This is a genomic window from Streptomyces sp. NPDC004658 (assembly GCF_040609555.1).
Lineage (GTDB): Bacteria > Actinomycetota > Actinomycetes > Streptomycetales > Streptomycetaceae > Streptomyces.
In genome coordinates this window covers 40145-61213 of record NZ_JBEXKG010000034.1, presented here as the reverse complement: position 1 = coordinate 61213, position 21069 = coordinate 40145, and the positions used below count along the sequence as shown (strand labels likewise).

The following is a 21069-nucleotide window of genomic DNA, read 5'->3' as shown; positions in this document are numbered from 1 at the left end:
GCCCGCCGCCGTCCGGCCCGGCCCTCGCCGGGCACACCGGCGGCCGTGACGGGGCCGAACGGACGCGTCGCTTCCGCGTGCTCCTCGACTGCGGGCACCGCGACGGCCTGCGCGGCCCCGTCAACCCCGTGAGTCCCGTGAGCCCCGGCCGCCTCGTCGGCCTCGTGCAGGGCGGGGAGTTCGCGGGTCGCGTCGTAGGCGTTCTGCCAGCCGTGTGCGGCGGCGGGGTCGGCGTACTGCTCGTACGCGGGGGCCGGAGCCGACTGCGGGTGGTACACGTTCGGCCGGTCCTCGGGCGCACCGCCCGCTCCGTACACGCCGTCCGCCCCCACCTCGTACTCCCGTTCCGTGGACATGCCAGCGGATTCTAGGGACGCAAGCGACTCCTGAGACAGCCGGCGGTGATATCCGGGCAATTCTCCGTGTCTCACGTGGCGGAAAACACGAGCCATGAGGCGTTACCGGGCCGTAAGCTCACGCACATGCAGGTGATCCAGTCGACCAAGCTCGCCAACGTCTGTTACGAGATCCGGGGCCCGGTTCTCGAGGAGGCCATGCGGCTTGAGGCGGCGGGCCACCGCATCCTCAAGCTCAACACCGGCAACCCGGCCGCCTTCGGCTTCGAGTGCCCCCCGGAGATCCTGGAGGACATCCTCCGCAACGTCTCCACCGCGCACGGCTACGGCGACGCCAAGGGCCTGCTCGCGGCCCGCCGCGCGGTCGTCATGCACAACCAGACCCTCGGCATCGAGACGGACGTCGAGCACGTCTTCATCGGCAACGGCGTCTCCGAGCTGATCGTGATGGCGATGCAGGGCCTGCTGGACGACGGCGACGAGGTGCTCGTACCGGCCCCGGACTACCCGCTGTGGACGGCGGCCGTGTCGCTCTCCGGCGGTACGGCGGTGCACTACCGCTGCGACGAGCAGTCCGACTGGATGCCGGACCTCGCCGACGTCGAGCGCAAGGTCACCGACCGCACCAAGGCGATCGTCATCATCAACCCGAACAACCCCACCGGCGCGGTCTACGACGAGGCGGTGCTGCGGGGCCTGACGGACATCGCCCGCCGGCACAACCTGCTGGTCTGCTCCGACGAGATCTACGACAAGATCCTCTACGACGGCGCCACGCACACCCCGACCGCGAAGGTCGCCCCCGACCTGCTCACCCTCACCTTCAACGGCATGTCGAAGGCGTACCGGGTGGCCGGCTACCGCGTCGGCTGGATGTCGATCTCCGGGCCGCGCGCCCACGCCGACTCCTACATCGAGGGCCTGACGATCCTGGCGAACATGCGGCTGTGCGCCAACATGCCGGGGCAGCACGGGGTGGTCGCCGCGCTCAGCGGACGCCAGACGATCAACGACCTGGTGCTGCCGGGCGGGCGGCTGAAGGAGCAGATGGACACCGCGTACGAGCTGCTGACGCGGATTCCCGGGGTGAGCTGCGTGCGGCCGAAGGGCGCGCTGTATCTGTTCCCCCGGCTGGACCCCGACGTCTTCAAGATCAAGGACGACCGGCGGATGGTCCTGGACCTGCTCCGCAAGGAGAAGATCATGGTCGTCCAGGGGACGGGCTTCAACTGGCCGGAGCCGGATCACTTCCGGGTGGTGACCCTGCCGACGGTCGGGGACCTGCGGGACGCGGTGACCCGCATCGGGAACTTCCTGGACGGCTACAGCCAGCCGTAGTCGTCGGACTGCGTTCCGTGACGCGGCTCAACTTTAGACGAAATCCAAGCTAAGATGGCTTCCTGCCAGAGCACTGGAGGCCATCCCCCATGTACGAGCCGATCCGCACCAAGTCGGTCCACAGCACGATGGCCGGCACCACCTCGGACTTCCCCCACCGGTCCCGCGAGGAGGAGCTGGACATCCAGCTCGCCGGGCACCTCGCCGCTCTGCTCGCGGTCACCGACGAGTTGCGCGCACTGACCCCGTCCGCCGACCTGGACACGGCCGCGGACCGCCTCACGGGACAGGTGGCCCGGCTGCGGGGAGGACGCGCGCCCCTGCGGGCGGCGCCGGCCGCGGCCGGTGACCCTGTGGCCCTGCACCGGCGCGCGCACGCCCTCGCCGGACGCGCGCTCGTGGTCGCCGCGTCCCGCGCCGACACGGCGGCGGCGATCCTGTCGGCCGAGCGGATGGACGCGCACGCCGCCGCGCTCTCCGCCGACCCGAAGGAACTCAGCACCGCCTGACCCCCGCGGGGTCCCCCGATCGGCCCCGGCCCGCGCGCATCCGCAGCGACGCGCGGACCGGGCGCCATACGCTGCGCTCGGCTTGGGCCGGGGGGTGGAGTGCGGTGCGTTTCCTTCCGGGGCGCCGGGCCGGGGCGCCGGGGGTGCGGTTCGTTTTCTTCCGGGGTGCCGGGCCGGGGTTCCGGAGTGCGGTTCGTTTTCTTCCGGGGTGCCGGGCCGGGCGGACCGCCGGTCCGGTGCGTGGGGGGCGAGCGCCGTCGCGGCGGGGAAGAAGTGACCGGCGTTGCCGCCACCGCCCTGCCGTACGCGCGCTGCCTGGGCCCGGTGCCAGGGTGCCGTGCGCTTTCTTCCGTGGCGCCGGTGCGCGCGGGGTTGAGCGCCGTGCGGATCGCCGGTCCGGCGCGTGCGAGAACACCGCCGCGGTGGGAAAGAAGTGACCGGCGTTGCCGCCACCGCCCCGCCGTACCCGCGCCGCCTGGGCCGGGGTTCCGGAGTGCGGTTCGTTTTCTTCCGGGGTGCCGGGCCGTGCGTCGGACCGCCGGTCCGGTGCGTGGGGGGGCGAGCGCCGTCGCGGCGGGGAAGAAGTGACCGGCGCTGCCGCCACCGCCCTGCCGTACGCGCGCTGCCTGGGCCCGGTGCCAGGGTGCAGTGCGCTTTCTTCCGGGGCGCCGGTGCGTGCGGGGTTGAGCGCCGTGCGGATCGCCGGTCCGGCCCGTGGGAGAACACCGCCGCGGTGGGAAAGAAGTGACCGGCGCTGCCGCCACCGCCCCGCCGTACCCGCGCCGCCCGGGCCGGGTTCCGGAGTGCGGTTCGTTTTCTTCCGGGGTGCCGGGCCGGGCGGACCGCCGGTCCGGTGCGTGGGGGGCGAGCGCCGTCGCGGCGGGGAAGGGGGGCCGGCGCTCTTCGGTGCCGTCCCGCCCGCCCGCCGCCCCGTAGGCGTTGCGGAGAGGCGGGCTCCGGTTGCATACCGGGAAGGGGACGTCACCCCCCGTTCATCCCGGCGCGTGCGGAACTTGGGGTTCCGGGAGCACGCTCACCGGCGTGAGACGCATCGCGGGAATCGTCCTCGCGGTTCTGCTGATCGGTGGCGTGGTGGCCGCCGTCGTCGCGGGCCGGCAAGGGGAGGACAAGGGCACGGCAACGAAGACCGTGCGAGGAGTGATCGGATCGGAGAAGGCCGACTTCTTCGCCGATCCCGACGTGGTGAAGGCCCTGGCCGCCAAGGGCTACACCGTCAAGGCCGAGGCCTCCGGGTCCTGGGCCATGGAGGGGCTGGACCTCAAGGGGTACGACTTCGCGTTCCCGTCCAGTCAGGCACCCGCCGACGAACTGGCCGAGAAGTACCACGTGCGCGAACCGCTGCCCCGGCCCTTCTACTCGCCGCTGGTCGTCGTGGCGCACCGCGCCGCGGCCGACGTGCTCGCGGCGAACGGGCTGGCGGTGCTCGACGGCAGGAGCCGCGGCACGCTGAGGACGGGCGCCTACGTGGACGCCGCCCGGCACGACCGCACCTGGCAGCAGCTGAAGGGCGCCAAGGCGCACGGCGAGCTGACGGGCACCCTCTACATCGCCAGCACCGACCCCCGGTCCTCCAACTCCGGCGCCCTCTACCTAGCCGCCGCCTCCTACGTGGCCAACGGCGGCAAGGTGGTCGCCGGCGAGGCCGACCTCGACCGCACCGCACCCCTGCTGCGCAAGCTGGTCAGCGTCCAGGGCGCCCAGCAGTCCAGCACCGACGCGGTGTTCCGGGACTTCGTCAGCGGCGCCGGCAACCCGCTGGTGCTGGTGTACGAGTCGCAGGTCGCCTCGCTCCTCGCGGAGCAGCACGGCGTGGCGGACGACCTGGTGGTGCTGTACCCGGACACCACCGTCACCAGCGACCACACCGTCGTACCGCTGGACGCGGACGGCCGGGCGCTCGGGGAGCTGCTCGGCACCGACCCGGCCCTGCGCAAGCTCGCCGTCCGGCACGGTTTCCGGCCGCAGGGCGACGCCGCCGAGTTCGTCGCGGCCACCGCCGGCCGCGCCGCCTACCTCAACCAGAAGCTCACCGGCGTCCGGCAGGCGCCCGTGCCCACCTCCGCGGTGCTGCACGAGATGGCCCGCCGGGCCCTCGGATGACACGGGGGACCCACATGACCGACAGCGACTTCCGGCTCACCCCGCCCGATCCCGTCACGCCCGTGCCCAAGGAGAAGGCCGGCGGTCTGGTGCCCGTCGAGGACGGGGTGCGCGCCGACATGGCCCGCAGGGCCGCCGCCTTCGTCGAGCAGCTCGCCGCGCTCGACGCCCGCTCGCCCGAGTTCGCGGGCAGGGTCGGCGAGATCACCGCGCTCGGCGCCGGTGAACTGCGTACCGCCGCCGCCCAGTCCAACCGCATGCTGGAGCGGGCCGTGCGCAGCCTGCCCGACAAGGGCGGGGACGCCCAGGGCAAGGTGGCCGGCTCGCTCGTGGAGCTCCGCCGGGTGGTGGAGGACCTCGACCCGCGGGACCTGCCCGCGAACCGGGGGCGCAGGTTCCTGTCCCGGCTGCCCGGCGGCAACAGACTGCGCGACCACCTCGCCACGTACGCCTCCGCCCAGGGCAACCTGAACCGGATCGTGGGCGCCCTGCGCGGCGGGCAGGACGAACTGCGCCGGGACAACGCCGCGTTGCATACCGAGCGGGTCCGGCTGTGGGAGACGATGGGCAAGCTCCAGGAGTACGTCGTCCTCACCCAGGCCCTGGACACCGCCGTCGAGGAGCACATCGCCGGGGTCGGTGACCCTGAGGAGGCCGACGCCCTCCGCGCCGACGTGCTCTTCCCGGTCCGGCAGAAGCACCAGGACCTGCTCACCCAGCTGGCGGTGTGCGCGCAGGGCTACCTCGCCATGGACGTCGTACGCCGCAACAACGACGAGCTGATCAAGGGCGTCGACCGGGCCGCCACGACCACCGTCTCGGCGCTGCGCATCTCCGTGATGCTGGCCTCCGCCCTGGACAGCCAGAAGAAAGTCGTCGAGCAGGTCGACGCGTTGCGCGGGACCACCGAGGACCTCGTCCGGGGCAACGCCGAGATGCTCGCCACGCAGAGCGGCGAGATCCAGCGGATCGCCGCCGACCCGGCGGTCGGCGCGGAGACCCTGCGCGCCGCGTTCCAGCAGATCTACCGCACCCTCGACGCCATCGACACCTACAAGGCGCAGGCGACCGAGGTCATGGCGAGCACCGTCCAGTCGCTCACGGACGAACTGCACAGCGCCTCCGCCCACCTGGAGCGCAGCCGCTCCCAGGGCGCGCTGGAGGGGGGCCTCGGATGAGACGACGATCCCTGCTCGCCGTCGTCGCCGTCACCGCCGGCCTGCTGAGCGCGTGCACCTCGAAGGACCCGAAGGAGGACTCGAACGCGCCGGAGCCCGGCACGCTCCGGGTCCTCGCCTCCAGTGAACTCAGCGACATGACCGCCGTGTTCGACCGCGTCCGCGAGGACACCGGCGTCACCGTCCGGCCCACCTACATGGGCACCCTGGACGCCGTCGACCTGCTGGCCCGCGGGAAGGCGGACGGGGCGTACGACGCGCTGTGGCTGTCCTCGGACGACTATCTGCGGCTGCGGCCGGACGCGGCGAAGAGGGTGGTGTCCGAGACGCCGGTCATGTCCAGCCCGGTCGCCGTCGGCGTCAGGCCGGCCACCGTGCGGGCGCTCGGCTGGACGCCGCAGGACGTCACCTGGTCCCAGGTGGAGCAGGCCGTCCAGGACGGCGAGCTGACCTACGGCATGACCGACCCGGCGCGCTCCAACTCCGGCTTCGCCACGCTCGTCTCGGTCGCCTCCGCCCTGTCCGGCGCGCAGTCCGCGCTCACCGACGCCGACGTGGCGAAGGCGACGCCCCGGCTGAAGGAGTTCTTCCGGGGGCAGAAGCTGACCTCGGGCTCGTCGGGCTGGCTCGCCGCGGCCTACCGGCGGCGCGGCACCGTCGACGCCCTGCTGAACTACGAGTCCGTCCTCAAGGGCATCCCGGGCCTCACCGTGATCCGCCCCCGCGACGGCGTCGTCACCGCCGACTACCCGCTGTCCTCCCTGGCGTCCACCGACGCCCGCACCCGCGAGGACGTCCGCAAGGTGACCGCGGACCTGCGCACCGACGCCGTGCAGAAGCTGATCACCGACACCACCCACCGCCGCCCGGTCGTGCCCTCGGTGCGTCCCGCCGCCGGTCTCGACACCGGCCGACGCCGTGAACTGCCGTTCCCGGGCAGCCGCTCGGTGGCCGACGGGCTGCTGGACTCGTACGAGAACGAACTGCGCCGCCCCTCGCGCACGGTGTACGTCCTGGACACCTCCGGTTCCATGGAGGGCGACCGGCTCGCGGCGCTGAAGAAGGCGCTGGCGGGGCTCACCGGCGACTTCCGGGACCGGGAGGAGGTGACGCTGATGCCGTTCGGCTCGGACGTGAAGAGCGTGCGCACCCACGTCGTCGACCCGAAGGACCCGGGGGCCGGGCTGGCCGCGATCCGCCGGGACACCGACGCGCTCACCGCCGACGGCGGCACCGCCGTCTACACCTCGCTGGAGCGGGCGTACGACCATCTGGGGACCGGCCGGGACACGTTCACCTCGATCGTGCTGATGACCGACGGCGAGAACACCGCGGGCGCCGGGGCCGGCGACTTCGACGGCTTCTACCGCGCCCTCGGCCCCGACCGGCGGGACATCCCCGTCTTCCCGATCCTGTTCGGCGACTCCTCCCGCTCCGCACTCCAGCACATCGCCGACCTGACCGGCGGCCGGCTCTTCGACGCCCGGCAGGGCTCGCTGGACGGCGCCTTCGAGGAGATCCGTGGCTACCAGTAAGGTCCCCGGCACCAAGGTCCTCGGCTACCTGGAGTCCCGCAAGAACCTCACCGGCAGCGCCTGCGGGCTGCTCGGCCTGGTGCTGACCTTCGCCGGGGTGGCGGGACCGTACTGGCCGGCCGTGGTGGCCGGGCTGTACGGCGCGGGTGCGCTCGTCGCCCCGCCGGAACGGCCCGCCCCGCCGGACTTCCCGACCCCGTCGGACCAGCTGGAGGAGGTCCGCGCCGACCTCGGCAGGCTCCGCGGCTACCTCGCGGACGTCGACCTGCCGCCCGAGGCCGCCGCCCGGCTCGGCGCACTGACCGGGCTGCTGGCCGCGCTGCTGGAACCGGGCTGGGTCGCCGAGGCGCTCGCCCGGGACCCGGAGGGCGTGCACACCGTCTCCCGGGCGGTGCGGCGGGACATCCCGGAGGCCGTGGACGCCTTCGTCCGCACCCGCTGGTGGACGCGGCTCACGCCGGGTACCGAGCCGCCCGAGCGCCATCTGGAGCGGCAGCTCGATCTGCTGCGGCAGGAGGCCGAGCGGCTGGCGGCCGAGCTCGGCGAGGCCGAGGCCCGCCGCCAGGAGTCCCACACCCGGTACCTGGAGGACCGGGGCGGGACGGGGGACGGCGAGCTCAGCGCCTGACGTACACCGGGGCCGGTGCCGTGGGCGCCCGGGGTGCGGGTGGTCGTCGTCAGGGGGGTGTACGACCGGGCCCCGCACGCCGTTGTGCGGGGCCCGGTGGGTCGTTCACCGCGGCCGGTCGTGACGATCGCTGGTCAGGGCACGGCGACCGGCCGCGGAGTCATCGGTGGGCTGTTCAGCCCAGGCGCTCCACGAGCGCCCGGTACTGGTCCCACAGCTCCTTCGGGGTGTGGTCGCCGAAGGTGTCGAGGTGCCCGGGGATCAGCGCGGCCTCCTCGCGCCAGACCTCCTTGTCGACGGTGAGGAGGAACTCCAGGTCGGACGCGGAGAGGTCGAGGCCGTCGGTGTCCAGGGCGTCCTTCGCCGGCAGGATGCCGATCGGGGTCTCGACGCCCTCGGCCTTGCCCTCCAGCCGCTCCACGATCCACTTCAGGACCCGGGAGTTCTCGCCGAAGCCCGGCCAGACGAACTTGCCCTCGTCGTTCTTCCGGAACCAGTTGACGTAGTAGATCTTCGGCAGCTTGGACTGGTCCTTGTCCTTGGCCACGTCGACCCAGTGGGCCATGTAGTCGCCCATGTTGTAGCCGCAGAACGGCAGCATCGCGAACGGGTCGCGGCGCAGCTCACCGACCTTGCCCTCGGCGGCGGCGGTCTTCTCGGAGGCCACGTTGGCGCCGAGGAAGACGCCGTGGTTCCAGTCGAAGGACTCCGTCACCAGCGGTACCGCGGTCGCCCGGCGTCCGCCGAAGAGGATCGCCGAGATCGGCACGCCCTTCGGGTCCTCCCACTCGGGCGCGATGATCGGGCACTGCGCGGCCGGCACGGTGAAGCGGGCGTTGGGGTGGGCGGCCGGGGTCCCGGACTCCGGCGTCCAGTCGTTGCCCTTCCAGTCGGTCAGGTGGGCCGGGGGCTCCTCGGTCATGCCCTCCCACCACACGTCGCCGTCGTCGGTGAGCGCGACGTTGGTGAAGACCGCGTTGCCCCACAGGGTCTTCATCGCGTTGGCGTTGGTGTGCTCACCGGTACCGGGCGCGACGCCGAAGAAGCCGGCCTCCGGGTTGATCGCGTACAGCCGGCCGTCCTCGCCGAACCGCATCCAGGCGATGTCGTCGCCGATGGTCTCCACCGTCCAGCCGGAGATGGTGGGCTCCAGCATGGCGAGGTTGGTCTTGCCGCAGGCGGAGGGGAAGGCGGCGGCGACGTACTTGGACTCGCCCTGCGGCGGGGTGAGTTTGAGGATCAGCATGTGCTCGGCCAGCCAGCCCTCGTCGCGGGCCATGACGGAGGCGATGCGCAGGGCGTAGCACTTCTTGCCGAGCAGCGCGTTGCCGCCGTAGCCGGAGCCGTAGGACCAGATCTCGCGCGACTCGGGGAAGTGCGAGATGTACTTGGTCTGGTTGCAGGGCCAGGGGACGTCCTCCTGGCCGGGCTCCAGCGGGGCGCCGAGCGTGTGGACGGCCTTGACGAAGAAGCCCTCGTCGCCCAGCTCGTCCAGGACGGCCTGGCCCATGCGCGTCATCGTGCGCATCGAGACGGCGACGTAGGCGGAGTCGGTGATCTCCACGCCCAGCGCGGACAGCGGGGAGCCGAGCGGACCCATGCAGAAGGGCACGACGTACATCGTCCGGCCCCGCATGGAGCCCCGGAACAGGCCCTTGTCGCCGGTGAAGATCTCCCGCATCTCGGCGGGGGCCTTCCAGTGGTTGGTCGGGCCCGCGTCCTCCTCCTTCTCCGAGCAGATGAAGGTCCGGTCCTCGACGCGCGCGACGTCGGACGGGTCGGAGGCGGCGTAGTAGGAGTGGGGGCGCTTGACGGGGTCGAGCTTCTTGAACGTTCCCTTGGCGACCAGCTCCTCGCACAGTCGCTCGTACTCGGCCTCGGAGCCATCACACCAGACCACGCTGTCCGGCTGCGTCAGTTCGGCGATCTCGTTGACCCACGAGATCAGTTCCTGGTGATTGGTGGGGACGACGGTGGGAGCCGCGATGTCGCGCGCCACGATTGCTCCTAAGTGAGGGATTTTTTGTGTTCTCGCCCCGTGGGGGCCGCGACCCGGATGCTTCGTAGCCCGCTCATCCGGTGCCGACCGCACTCATTTGATCATCCGAGTCTAGTGCCCATCTGTCCAGAGGGCATCACAAGTGAGCGGCGTGAGGAATCCCACGGTTACCACGACTCTTTGCGTCCACGTTGGGTTCAGCTGAAGGACTTTTTGCCGGATGACTTGGTTGAACGTGCATTGACGAGCGACTTACGGCGGCGTCGGTACCATGCGGCCATGACTGCGTCCGCCTCCGACGCGCCCACGGACACGCCGGCCGCCGGCCGCGGCCCCGTGGCGCTCTCCCTGCCGCATCCGGTCAAGCCCAGGCTCCGCGGCTGGCTGCACCTCGGCATGTTTCCGGCCGTACTCATCGCGGGCCTCGTGCTCACCGCCCTCGCCGACTCGACCAGAGGCCGCGTCGCCTGCAGCATCTACGCCCTGACGGCCTGCCTCCTCTTCGGCGTCAGCGCGCTCTACCACCGCGGCAACTGGAGCCCGCGCATGGACGGCGTGCTGCGCCGCCTCGATCACGCCAACATCTTCCTGATCATCGCGGGCACCTACACCCCGCTGACCCTGCTGCTCCTGCCCGGCGCCAAGGGCCAGTGGCTGCTGTGGGGCATCTGGGCCGCGGCGGCGGCCGGCATCGTCTTCCGCGTCTTCTGGGTCGGCGCCCCGCGCTGGCTGTACACGCCGTGCTACATCGCGATGGGCTGGGCAGCCGTCTTCTTCCTGCCCGACTTCCTGCGCACGGGCGGCATCGCGGTCCTGGTGCTGGTGGTCGCCGGCGGGCTGCTCTACAGCGCCGGCGGCGTGATCTACGGCATCAAGCGCCCGAACCCGTCACCGCGCTGGTTCGGGTTCCACGAGGTCTTCCACTCCTTCACGCTGGCGGCTTTCGTCGTCCACTACGTCGGCATCTCGCTGGTGGCCTACCAGCACGCGTAGTTCGTCCCCCGCCCCCAGGGCCACGGCCGCCGCGCCGTGGCCCTTAGTTGTTGACACCTTCAGTCTTTGGAAAGCCACTGCCATTTCATGGCGGCTCCCACTTCCTTCCACCCTCCACCGGTCAGCAGCAGCGCCCCACCACGGCCGATGCCGGAGAATGGCCGGCATGAGGCCCGCACGTTCCCCGCTCTCCCCCGCCGGCCGCCCTCAGCTGGGCCTGCGGGAACGCAAGAAGATCAAGACCCGGGAGGCGATCCGCGCCGCGACCTACGCGCTGATCCGGGAGCAGGGCTACGACGCCACGACGATCGACCAGATCGCCGACCGGGCCGAGGTGTCACCGTCGACCGTCTTCCGGTACTTCCCGACCAAGGAGGACATCGTCCTCGCGGACGAGTACGACCCGCTGATGCTGGAGGAGTTGCGCGCCCGGCCGGCGGGAGAGCCGTGGATGGACTCGGTGCGGCACGTGATGCACCAGGCCGTCGACGCGATGATGGCGGAGGACCCCGAGGTGGTGCGGGTGCGGGCGCACCTCGCGGTGCAGGTCCCCGCCGTCCGTTCCCGGATGGCCGAGAGCATGTCGGAGACCGGCCGCCTGCTCCGCGCGGCCCTCGCCGAGCGCTCCGGCCTGGCCGCGGACAGCCTCGAAGTGCGCGTCTACGCCACGGCCCTCGTCGGCGGCCTGATGGAGGTCACCATGTCCTGGGCGGAGAACGGCTTCCAGGACGACTTCCGCGCCCTGACGGACCGCGCCCTGGACGTCCTGGAGCACGGCCTGCCCACCGGAAAACCCTGAGGCCACGGCCCGCCGCCGTGACATCCTGACCGGGTGAACGGTCCCGAGATCCACGTCGAGTTCGCCCCCGAGCTGGCCCTGTTCGTCCAGCGGAAGCCGCACCGGACGCTCGTCACCGACGGCGTCTCGTCCCTCGGCCATGTCGTCGAGTCCCTCGGGGTACCGCTCACCGAGGTCGGCGCGCTGCTCGTGGACGGCCGCGAGGTCCCGCCCTCGCACGTCCCGCGGCCGGCCGAGCGGCTGGTCGTCCGGCCGGTGGCGCGCCCGCAGCGGGTGCCGGGCGCGCCCCTCCGCTTCCTCCTCGACGTCCACCTCGGCACGCTGGCCCGCCGGCTGCGGCTGCTCGGCGTGGACACGGCGTACGAGTCGGCGGACATCGGCGACCCGGCGCTCGCCGCCCGCTCGGCGGCCGAGAAGCGGGTCATGCTCAGCCGCGACCGGGGCCTGCTGCGCCGCCGGGAACTGTGGGCCGGCGCGTTCGTCTACAGCACCCGCCCCGACGACCAGCTCCACGACGTCCTCGACCGCTTCGCCCCCGACCTGCGCCCCTGGACCCGCTGCACCGCCTGCAACGGCCTGCTGAAGGAGGTCACCAAGGCGGAGGTCGCCGACCAGCTCAAGGGCGGCACCCAGCGCTCGTACGACGTCTTCGCCCAGTGCACGGCCTGCGGCCGCGCCTACTGGAAGGGCGCGCACCACGACCAGCTCGAAGCCATCGTGGAGCGCGCCCTGAAGGAGCGCTAACGCTTCTTCACATCGCCCTTCCCGCAGGCGATGCCGTCCTTGTTCCGGTCCAGGTGGTGGCGGTCGCGGCCGTGCACCTCGAGGCGGCCGTAGCCCTTGTCGAGCAGCCAGGCGCAGCGTTCGGCCCGGGGCATCTTCGGGAACGTCCACGGCACGCACTGGTTGATGCGGCCGTAGGCGTGGTCGCAGCCGTCGTAGCCCTCGGCCATCTTCACGCCCTGGTGGTGCTCGTGCGTGCCCCCCTGGGTGGTGCTCGGCCGGAGCTCGTCGGCGAAGGACTGCACGCGCGCCGCGGCGACCTGTCCCTCGGAGCCGACGCGCACCCACTTCGACACCGACGGCACGCCGTTCGCGTCGACCACCGACAGCATGTACCAGCCCGGCGGTGCCAGGTTCGGGTTGCTGGTCAGGCTGAGGTCGACGGTGTCGCCGTCGACGGTCATCGGCAGGTCGACGTAGCGCTGGTTCGGGTCGGAGGAGTGGGTGACGGCGGCCGGGCGGATCAGGGACGCCTTCACGACCGGCTTGTCCACGGTGATGCGCTGGGAGGTGCCGTACGTCCAGCGGGTGCTCGCGAGCGAGGTGATCCGCGGCCGGGCGCCCTTGAACAGGTACGGCGGCTCGTAGATCGACACGCGCTGGTCGAAGGAGCCGTCACCGGGGTTGTTGCCGACGCTGAGCACCCGGCCGTCCGGCAGCAGCGTGGAGGAGGAGTGGTAGGTCCGCGGCACCGGGTCGGTGGCCAGGCCCGCCCGGAAGGTGTTGGTCGCCGGGTCGTACAGGGAGGCCTCGAAGACGGGGTCCTCCCGGTAGGTGTGCAGGGCGCCACCGGTCTCCAGGACCGTGCCGTCGGGCAGGATCACGGCGGAGACGTACACCTTGCCCTGGCCGCCGGTCTGCGGGCTGCCGTCGGCGTAGTGGCCCTGCGGCAGGTCGGGGCCGGGCACGTACTGCGGTGAGGCGGCCTTCATGTCGATCAGGTCGGTCAGCCGGTGGGCGTCCGGGGAGACGGTGTGGTTGCCCCCGCCCATGGTGAGGACCTTCTGGTCCTGGGCGGGCGGCAGCAGCACCGACATGGACTGGTCGCGCTCGTCCTTCCTGCGCAGCCCGGGCACCTCGCTGATCGTCCCGGCGTCGTAGTCGTAGACGGAGGCGCCGGTGCCGGGCAGGCCGCCTCCGAAGACATGGCTGCCGGTGTAGAAGAGGCGGCCGTCCTGGAGCAGGATCATCGACGGGTACAGCCCCCAGAAGGACCAGGCCTGCCTGGCCTCGCCCATCGGCAGCCACTGGTTCCGGGCGTAGGAGAAGTGCTCGTTGACGACCGTGCCGGCGGAGTCCTCGCCGAGACCGCCGAGCGCGATGACGTCACCGTTGCCCATCGCGGTCGCCGACGGGTACCAGTGCCCGGCCAGCATGTCGTTGACCTTGACGTACCTGTTCTGCGCCGGGTCGAAGACATAGCTCGTCCGCAGGCCCTTGTAGCCGACGCTGCCGTCCGGTGCGGCGTAGTCCTTGTTGCCGCCGACCACCAGCACCCGGCCGTCCGGAAGCTGGACGTGCCCGGCGCAGAAGAAGTCCTCCGGGGTCGGGATGTCGGTGTACGAGCCGGTCGCCGGGTCGAACAGGGTGGTCTTGAAGGTGCCGGCGGCGAACGCGTTCCGGTCGTTGCCGGAGCCGGCGATCAGCAGCACCTTGCCGGTGTGCAGCAGCACCGAGTGGATGGCCCGCACCGGGGAGTTGACGGACTGTACGGTCCACTTGCCCCGGCACTCCGGTCCGGTGCCGCCGGCCGCGCAGGGGTCGGGCGCGGAGGGCACGGTGGCGTCGGTCATCGCGTAGTCGTCGGTGGTGAGGGTGCCCACGCCGTACAGCGCGCCGCCCCAGGTGATCTGGTCGGTGTTCGGCGGGATGAGCGGGGTGCGCACCTCGGTGCGGGTCCAGCCGGCCGACTGGGGCAGGGTCTTGAGGTCGGTCCAGTACACCCAGCCCTGGGCGGTGTCGTGCCGGAACAGGGTGAACGCCACGTCCGGGGTGCTCGACCTGTACCAGAACGACAGGTCGTACTGGTGGTCGGGCGTGACCTGCGGGGCGCAGGAGTTCTCCAGCATCATCGTCTTGCGGTCGCCGTCGGCGCGCCGGGTGAGCTGGACGCGGACGGCGCGGCTGCCGCTGTGGGCGTCGTCGGTGACGGCGAAGGAGAAGTCGTTGTTCCCCCAGCCCGACTTCTCGAAGCACTGCGGGAACTGGGACGGCCCGTCGAGCACCTCCAGGCCGGGGTTCCTCACCAGGTTGCTCGCCGCGGTGGCGTGCTGCGTACCGAGCGGGCCGAGGCCGAGCGCGGCGGTGAACAGCAGCAGCGCGGTCAGCAGCAGACGGGTGCGGGTCGGCCGGGCTCCGCCCGGTCTCGGCGGGCGGTAGGGCATGCCCGGGCGGTACCGCATGACGGTGTACGGCAAAGAGATCCCCCCTCTGTCGGTGACGGGTCCTCCGGATCAGCCCGCGCGGCCGATGCGGAGGATGTCGATCCGGCCGCCGCCCTCGCCGAAGGTGGCGACCGGCGTGCCGTGCGCGAACAGGGCGCGCAGGGTCGGCAGATGCTCGCGCTCGCCGCGCAGGGCGGGTGTGGACACCACGTAGTCGATGTCCTTCCAGCCGTGCGGCAGGGTCTTGGTGACCGCCGGGTCCTGGTCCAGCTTGTAGTGCCAGATGACGCCGGTGCCGGGCCGGTATCCGGCGTCGACGGCGTCCAGCCAGAGCACGCCGTCGGTGACCAGGCGGACCTCGGCGCGGTCGCCGGTGTCCGTCTCGCGCAGCCAGCGGGCGGCGTCTCGGTAGACGCGGTTGTCGTCGGCGGTGGTGGCGAGCCGGTCCTGGTGGTACCAGGCGGGGCCGGCGGCCGCCGCGGCGGCGAGGAGCGCGGCGAGGGCGGCGGTGGACCGCAGCCGGGGCCGCCCGGGCAGCCGCTCGATCAGGACCTGGACGAGCCCGGCGAGGGTCAGCGCGAGGAAGGGCAGCAGCTGCGCGACGTACATCTGCGGCAGATAGCCGCCGGGCCGGAGCGCGACCAGGGCGAGCACCAGCACGCCGAGGGCGGCGGGCCGCAGCCGCCGTACCGGCAGCGCGCACAGCGCGGCGATCCCCCCGCCGATCAGCAGGTACGGGTCGCGGGCGAGCCAGTCCGCGAACAGCCGGTGGGCGTCGGTGCCGGCCTGGAAGGCGGAGCCGCTGCCCGCGCGCCCGCCGAGCTGGAATTCAAGGGTGCCGAGCAGCGAGACATGGCCGGCGCCGGGCAGCAGTTCGCCCTTGAGCAGGGCGTACAGCGGATAGAACAGCCCGGTCAGCACGAAGCCGGAGAGGAAGCCGGCCAGGGAGAACTTGCGGGTGCTGGGGTGACTGCCCTGCCACATCGCCACCAGCAGCACCGGCAGCAGCACGCCGATGGTCTCCTTGGAGAGCACCGCGACCGCGAAACAGACGCCGGCCGCCACGTGGTGCCACAGGTGGCGGCGCGGCGAGAGGGCGAAGGCGAACGCGGCCAGCGCCCACAGGACGGCGAAGTTGTCCAGGTAGATCTGCCGGTTCAGGACGACCGCGAGCGGCGACAGCGCGTACAGCAGGGCGGCGCCCGCGGCGGTGGGCCGGGCGAGGCCGAGGCGGCGGCCGACGACGTGGACGAGGACGCAGGTGACGGCGGCCACCGGGAGCATGGCGATCCGGCCCTGCGCGAACGTGGGCACGTCGGGCAGGAGCAGGCCGGGCAGCCAGGAGACGCCCGAGAGTTGTATCCAGCCGAGCGGCGGATGGTCGTACCAGTAGGTGTAGTGCGCGAGTCCCCCGTGCCGGACGGCCCAGGCCTGCGCGAGATAGGTGCCCTCGTCGTCGTTGGGGAACGGGTATTTCCCGATTCCCCGCGCGCGCAGTACGAGAGCGATGATGATTACCGGAGCAACCCAGAAATAATCCGGCCGAAACAATGTGCGACGCACCGCCGGCCGATCGTCCTGCGAATTCTCCGCCTCCGGCCGGAGAACAACGGCAGTCCCCATACGGAATCCCCCACCCCCACTTATGGCCCGACTCGACCCAGGGACCTCCCCCTCGAACCCCCTGGAAATCGGGCAGGCCGCAGCATCATGGCACAGGTCGACCCCCCACATGAGAGGAACCTGAGATTCCGCTCGTGCACCGGTGCCGCATTGCCGGGGAATTGGTGAACCTGCTAGCTTCGCTGGAAAGCGCGCCGCGATCGTTTTCCGATCACGCGGGAAATCACCCCGGAAGACCCGGGGGAAGTGGGCCCGGGGGGAACCGGGGGGTTGAGAGGGGCCCGCGATCGCGTTCCGCCGCGCGCGCACAAGGAAGACCAGGGAACCAAGGGGGGAATTCGTGGTCTCCGCTGTCCTGTTCATCGATTCCGTCGTCCTGATGGTCGCCGCCGGCGTCACGCTGTGGTGGATGCTCCATGCCTGGCGCACCCCGGAGACACTCGAGTCCACGGCGTTCGCCGAGCCCGACGGCAAGCCCGGCCTGTCCTTCTCGCTGCTGGTCCCGGCCCGGCACGAGGAGGCCGTCCTGCGGCACACCGTCGAGCAGATGCTGCGCATCGACCACCCGTCCTACGAGATCCTGGTGATCGTCGGCCACGACGACCCGGGCACCGCCGCCATCGCCGGGCAACTCGCCCGGGAGCACCCGGACAAGGTCCGCACGGTCGTCGACACCCACGAGGTGAAGAACAAGCCGCGCGCCCTCAACACCGCGCTGCCGCACGCCCGTGGCCAGGTCATCGGGGTCTTCGACGCCGAGGACGTCGTCCACCCCGAGCTGCTGGAACACGTCGACTTCGCCTTCCGGCGCGAGAACGCCGACGTCGTCCAGGGCGGCGTCCAGCTGATCAACTACGAAAGCAGCTGGTACAGCCTGCGCAACTGCCTGGAGTACTTCTTCTGGTTCCGCAGCCGGCTGCACCTGCACGCCCGCAAGGGCTTCATCCCGCTCGGCGGCAACACCGTCTTCGTCCGCTCCGCACTGCTGCGGGCCACCGGCGGCTGGGACGGCGACTGCCTCGCCGAGGACTGCGACCTGGGGGTCCGGCTGTCCAGCGGCGGCGCCAAGGTCGTCGTCGCCTACCACTCCGCGCTCGTCACCCGCGAGGAGACACCCGACTCCCTCAAGGGCCTCTACAAGCAGCGCACCCGCTGGAACCAGGGCTTCCTCCAGGTGCTGCGCAAGGGCGAGTGGCGCCGGCTGCCCGGCGTCGGCCAGCGGCTGCTCGCCCGCTACACGCTGAGCACCCCGTTCGTGCAGGCCGCGACCGGCGTGATGATCCCGCTCGGCATCCTCGCCGCCCTGATCGGCGGCGTACCGCTGCCGTTCTCGCTGTTCGCCTGGCTGCCCATGATCCCGATGGCCGCGATGGTCGTCTTCGAGGCCGTCGCACTGCACGACTTCGGCAAGGAGTACGGGTTCCGCATCGGCGTCCTGCACTACGTCAAGCTCATCGCCGGCGGGCCGGTGTACGCGGTCGTCCTGGCCGCCGCCGCGCTGCGCGCCGTCTGGCGCGAGTACACCGGGCGGCACGACTGGGAGCTGACCTCCCACGTCGGCGCCCACCTGCCCGTGCAGAGCCCCCAGCCCCAGGAGGCCCGGTGACGGCGCTGCCCGCCGACGTCTCGGTCGTCGTCCCGGCCTCCGCCGAAGCCGGCACCCTCCCCGCGCTGCTCACCCGCATCGCCGCCGCCGTCCCGGACGGCGTCCGCGTCGAGGTGGTCTTCACCGGCGACTCCCCCGACCACACCGGCGAGGCGATCGAGAAGGAGGCGGCGGTCGTGGAGGGCCTCGGCCGTGCCACGGCCCCCTGGATCGTCGTCGTCGACGCCGGCCTGCGGCACCCGCCGGAGCTGATCTTCGAGCTGGTCGCGCGGGGTGAGTCGGCCGGCGCGGAGCTGGTCGTGGCCGGCCGTCACGCCGCCGGCGGCGGCTACCGCACACTGGTCTCCGGCTCCTCCGCCCTGCTGGCCAAGTCCCTGTTCCCGCGCGCCCTGAGCGGGCTCAGCGACCCGATGAGCGGCTTCTTCGCCATCCGCCGTACGGCGGTGGACCGGGCCGCCGCCGAGGACGAGGGCCTCCCGCCGCTGAGCCACAGGACCCTGCTGGAGCTGGCCGTACGGTGCCGGCCGCGCGGGATCGCCGAGGTGCCGCGCGCCGTCGGCGAGCGGCACGCGGGCACGTCCGGGTCCCCGGCGAAGCAGGGCATGCGCTTCCTGCGCCGGCTGATCGTCCTGCGCACCGCCGACCCGCGGGCCCGCGCGGTCGTCTTCGGGCTGGTCGGCCTGTCCGGCTTCGTGCCCAACCTCGCCCTGCTGTGGCTGCTGACCGTCGCGGGGCCCGGACTGCCGTACGCGGTCGCCGAGATCGTCGCGAACCAGGCCGGGCTGCTGTGGAACTTCGCCCTGATCGACTCCGTCGTCTACCGCGACCAGCGGCGCCCTCACCGGCGCGCGGTCCGGCTGCTCACCTTCGCGGCCGTCGGCAACGCCGACCTGGTGGCCCGGATCCCGCTCGCCGCCCTGCTCATCGCGGGTGCGGGCATGACGCCGCTGCCCGCCACCGCGCTCAGCATGGCGATCGTCTTCACGGCCCGCTTCCTGGTCGTGGACCGCTGGCTGTACCGCCGGCTGCGGGTGCGGACCCCGGCTCCCGCGGCCGTACCGGCCGGCCCGGTCGCGGCGGAGCCGGTACCGGACCCGGTGCCGGACCCGCTGGGCTGACCGCCGGGCCGTTCAGGAAGCCGTCAGCTTCGCCCGCAAGGCGTCCGGCTCCGTCACCGGCAGGTCGCACACGAAGCCGCGGCAGACGTACGCGGTCGGCGCGCCGTCGATGAGGGTGCGGCCGGCGAGCAGCGGGAACTCGTCGCTGTCCGGGGTGCCGCAGGCGACGACGGCACCCGGGGCGGTGCTCAGCAGCGCCGTACGGTGCAGGGCCGCCGTCCGCTCGTCGTCCGCCGGCCCGACGACCGCCACCTCGCGCGGCCCGTCGAGCAGCGCCTCGGCGACGGCCAGCCCCCATCCGATGAACCGGGGCACCCGCGGCCCGAGCGTCTTCACGACCCCCAACGCCCGCTCGGCGGCGGCCCGGTGCGGCTCGGAGCCGGTGTGGGCGGCATAGCTCAGCAGCGCGCCGGCAGCGGCGGTCCAGCCGGACGGGGCGGCGTTGTCGGTGGGGTCCTGGGGCCGGCGGATGAGCTGCTCGGCGTCGGACGCGGTGTCGTACAGGGCGCCGGTCTCGGTGTCGGTGAAGCGGGCGAGGACGTGGTCGAGCAGCAGTCCGGCGAAGTCGAGCCAGACGCCCTCGCCGGTCACGGAGGCCAGCGCGAGGAAGCCCTCGGCGACGTCGGCGTAGTCCTCCAGCACGCCCGCGTTGGGGCCGACCCGGCCGTCCTTGCTGGTGCGGGCGAGCCGGCCGTGTTCGTCCAGGTGGACGCGGACCAGCAGATCGGCGGCGGCGACGGCGGCCTCGGTGAGGTCCGGCCGGCCGAAGCAGGCGCCGGTCTCGGCGAGCGCGGCGATGGCGAGACCGTTCCAGGCGGCGACGACCTTGTCGTCCCGGCCGGGTGCGGGGCGCCGCGCCCGGGCGGCGAGGAGCCGGTCCTTGACGGACGCGATCTTCTCGGCGTCGAAAACGCCCTCCGTCTGCGGGAGTTGCAGGACGGACTGGCCGTGCTCGAAGGTGCCCTCGTCGGTCACGCCGAAGTACTGGGCGGCGAGATCGGCGTCGTCGCCGAGGACCTCGCGCAGCTGATCGGGCCGCCAGACGTAGTACGCCCCCTCGACGTGCCGTCCGCTGCCGTCGTCGCTGTCGGCGTCGAGGGCCGAGGCGAACCCGCCCTCGTCGGTGCGCAGGTCGCGGAGCAGGAACTGGGCGGTGTCCAGGGCGACCCGCCGGGCGAGATCCGAGCCGGTGGCCCGCCACAGGTGGGTGTACACCCGGCACAGCAGGGCGTTGTCGTACAGCATCTTCTCGAAGTGCGGCACGACCCAGTCGCGGTCCACGGAGTACCGGGCGAACCCGCCGCCGAGCTGGTCGTAGAGGCCGCCCCGGGCCATCCGCTCGCACGTGTCCTGGACCATCTGGAGGGCGCCCTCGGCACCGGTGCGGGCGTGGTGGCGCAGCAGGAACTCCAGCACCATGGACGGCGGGAACTTGGGCGCGCCGCCGAATCCGCCGCGCTGCGGGTCGTACTCGCGGGTGAGCCCGAGCAGGGCCTGCGCGAGTTCCTGCTCCCCGGGGGCCTCGGCGGCCTGCCGGACGATCTCCCGCTGGGCGAGATCGCGGACGATCTTCCCGGCGACCTCGGCGACCTCGTCGTGGCGGGTGGTCCAGGCCTGCTGGACGCCCTCCAGCACCTGCCGGAAGGAGGGCATGCCGTGCCGGGGCGCGGGCGGGAAGTAGGTGCCGAAGTAGAACGGCTCCGCGTCCGGGGTCAGGAACACGGTCATGGGCCAGCCGCCGTGCCCGGTGGCCGCCTGGACGGCCTCCATGTAGACGGCGTCCACGTCCGGCCGCTCCTCGCGGTCGACCTTGATGCTGACGAAGTGCTCGTTGAGGTAGTCGGCGGTGGCCTGGTCCTCGAAGGACTCGTGGGCCATCACATGGCACCAGTGGCAGCTGCTGTACCCGACGCTCAGCAGGACGGGCCTGCCGGTCCTGCGGGCCTCGTCGAAGGCTTCGCCGGACCACGGCCACCAGTCGACGGGGTTGTCCGCGTGCTGGAGGAGATACGGGGACGTCTCATGGGCCAGTCGATTCGGCATGACCCCATCCTGCCGCAGCAATCCCCGAGGGGGGCGTCAGGCCCGGACGGTGAACT

At 72.2% G+C, this 21069-nt stretch carries 15 protein-coding genes and 1 pseudogene; 11 read left to right on the top strand and 5 right to left on the bottom strand.

Going from position 1 to position 21069, the window contains the following annotated elements:
* Positions 1-356: pseudogene (locus tag ABZV94_RS15040) on the bottom strand (hypothetical protein); the annotation flags it as partial.
* Between the two features lie 126 nt (positions 357-482).
* Here ABZV94_RS15040 and ABZV94_RS15035 point away from each other — a divergent pair.
* From ABZV94_RS15035 to ABZV94_RS15010, 6 genes are all read left to right on the top strand, one after another.
* Positions 483-1694 carry a pyridoxal phosphate-dependent aminotransferase gene (locus tag ABZV94_RS15035; RefSeq protein ID WP_356340683.1) on the top strand — a complete coding sequence of 404 codons (1212 nt, stop codon included), beginning with the start codon at positions 483-485 and terminating at the stop codon, positions 1692-1694.
* Between the two features lie 89 nt (positions 1695-1783).
* A complete protein-coding gene (locus ABZV94_RS15030; protein ID WP_356340682.1) occupies positions 1784-2203 on the top strand; it encodes a hypothetical protein in 420 nt (139 codons plus the stop codon).
* A gap of 1041 nt (positions 2204-3244) precedes the next feature.
* Complete coding sequence (locus ABZV94_RS15025) at positions 3245-4324, top strand: substrate-binding domain-containing protein (RefSeq protein WP_356340681.1); 1080 nt, start codon at positions 3245-3247, stop codon at positions 4322-4324.
* Between the two features lie 14 nt (positions 4325-4338).
* On the top strand, positions 4339-5502 hold the full coding sequence (locus ABZV94_RS15020) for a toxic anion resistance protein (RefSeq protein ID WP_356340680.1): 1164 nt from the start codon (positions 4339-4341) through the stop codon (positions 5500-5502).
* On the top strand, positions 5499-7037 hold the full coding sequence (locus tag ABZV94_RS15015) for a substrate-binding and VWA domain-containing protein (RefSeq protein WP_356340679.1): 1539 nt from the start codon (positions 5499-5501) through the stop codon (positions 7035-7037). Before ABZV94_RS15020 ends, ABZV94_RS15015 begins: the two co-directional genes overlap by 4 nt.
* The gene (locus ABZV94_RS15010) at positions 7024-7665 is read left to right on the top strand and encodes a hypothetical protein (protein ID WP_356340678.1); all 642 of its coding nucleotides are present in this window, start codon (positions 7024-7026) and stop codon (positions 7663-7665) included. The genes ABZV94_RS15015 and ABZV94_RS15010 overlap by 14 nt, the downstream gene beginning before the upstream one ends.
* Before the next feature lie 175 nt (positions 7666-7840).
* Here the strand turns inward: ABZV94_RS15010 and ABZV94_RS15005 are convergent, their stop codons facing one another.
* Positions 7841-9664, bottom strand: coding sequence for a phosphoenolpyruvate carboxykinase (GTP) (locus tag ABZV94_RS15005; RefSeq protein ID WP_356340677.1), 1824 nt, complete (start codon positions 9662-9664; stop codon positions 7841-7843).
* Between the two features lie 279 nt (positions 9665-9943).
* Between ABZV94_RS15005 and ABZV94_RS15000 the strand changes: the two genes are divergently transcribed.
* From ABZV94_RS15000 to ABZV94_RS14990, 3 genes are all read left to right on the top strand, one after another.
* Entirely contained in the window at positions 9944-10657 is a 714-nt protein-coding gene (locus tag ABZV94_RS15000; protein WP_356340676.1) for a hemolysin III family protein, read from the top strand.
* A 166-nt stretch (positions 10658-10823) separates the two neighbouring features.
* The gene (locus ABZV94_RS14995; RefSeq protein ID WP_356340675.1) at positions 10824-11456 is read left to right on the top strand and encodes a TetR family transcriptional regulator; all 633 of its coding nucleotides are present in this window, start codon (positions 10824-10826) and stop codon (positions 11454-11456) included.
* A 33-nt stretch (positions 11457-11489) separates the two neighbouring features.
* Entirely contained in the window at positions 11490-12200 is a 711-nt protein-coding gene (locus tag ABZV94_RS14990) for a Mut7-C RNAse domain-containing protein (protein WP_356340674.1), read from the top strand.
* Here ABZV94_RS14990 and ABZV94_RS14985 read toward each other — a convergent pair.
* Both ABZV94_RS14985 and ABZV94_RS14980 read right to left on the bottom strand, forming a co-directional pair.
* Positions 12197-14623: a galactose oxidase-like domain-containing protein gene (locus tag ABZV94_RS14985; RefSeq protein WP_356340673.1), complete on the bottom strand. Its 2427-nt coding sequence runs from the start codon at positions 14621-14623 to the stop codon at positions 12197-12199. The genes ABZV94_RS14990 and ABZV94_RS14985 overlap by 4 nt on opposite strands.
* Positions 14624-14692: 69 nt before the next feature.
* Positions 14693-16186 carry a glycosyltransferase family 39 protein gene (locus ABZV94_RS14980; RefSeq protein WP_356340672.1) on the bottom strand — a complete coding sequence of 498 codons (1494 nt, stop codon included), beginning with the start codon at positions 16184-16186 and terminating at the stop codon, positions 14693-14695.
* Between the two features lie 439 nt (positions 16187-16625).
* Here ABZV94_RS14980 and ABZV94_RS14975 point away from each other — a divergent pair, with 439 nt between their 5' ends.
* Positions 16626-17852, top strand: a complete 1227-nt coding sequence (locus ABZV94_RS14975; RefSeq protein ID WP_356340686.1) for a glycosyltransferase family 2 protein — start codon at positions 16626-16628, stop codon at positions 17850-17852.
* The gene (locus tag ABZV94_RS14970; protein ID WP_356340671.1) at positions 17849-18970 is read left to right on the top strand and encodes a GtrA family protein; all 1122 of its coding nucleotides are present in this window, start codon (positions 17849-17851) and stop codon (positions 18968-18970) included. The genes ABZV94_RS14975 and ABZV94_RS14970 overlap by 4 nt, the downstream gene beginning before the upstream one ends.
* Positions 18971-18982: 12 nt before the next feature.
* On the opposite strand, the gene ABZV94_RS14965 is transcribed toward ABZV94_RS14970, so the two are convergent.
* Positions 18983-21013, bottom strand: coding sequence for a thioredoxin domain-containing protein (locus ABZV94_RS14965; protein WP_356340670.1), 2031 nt, complete (start codon positions 21011-21013; stop codon positions 18983-18985).
* Positions 21014-21069: the final 56 nt, after the last annotated feature.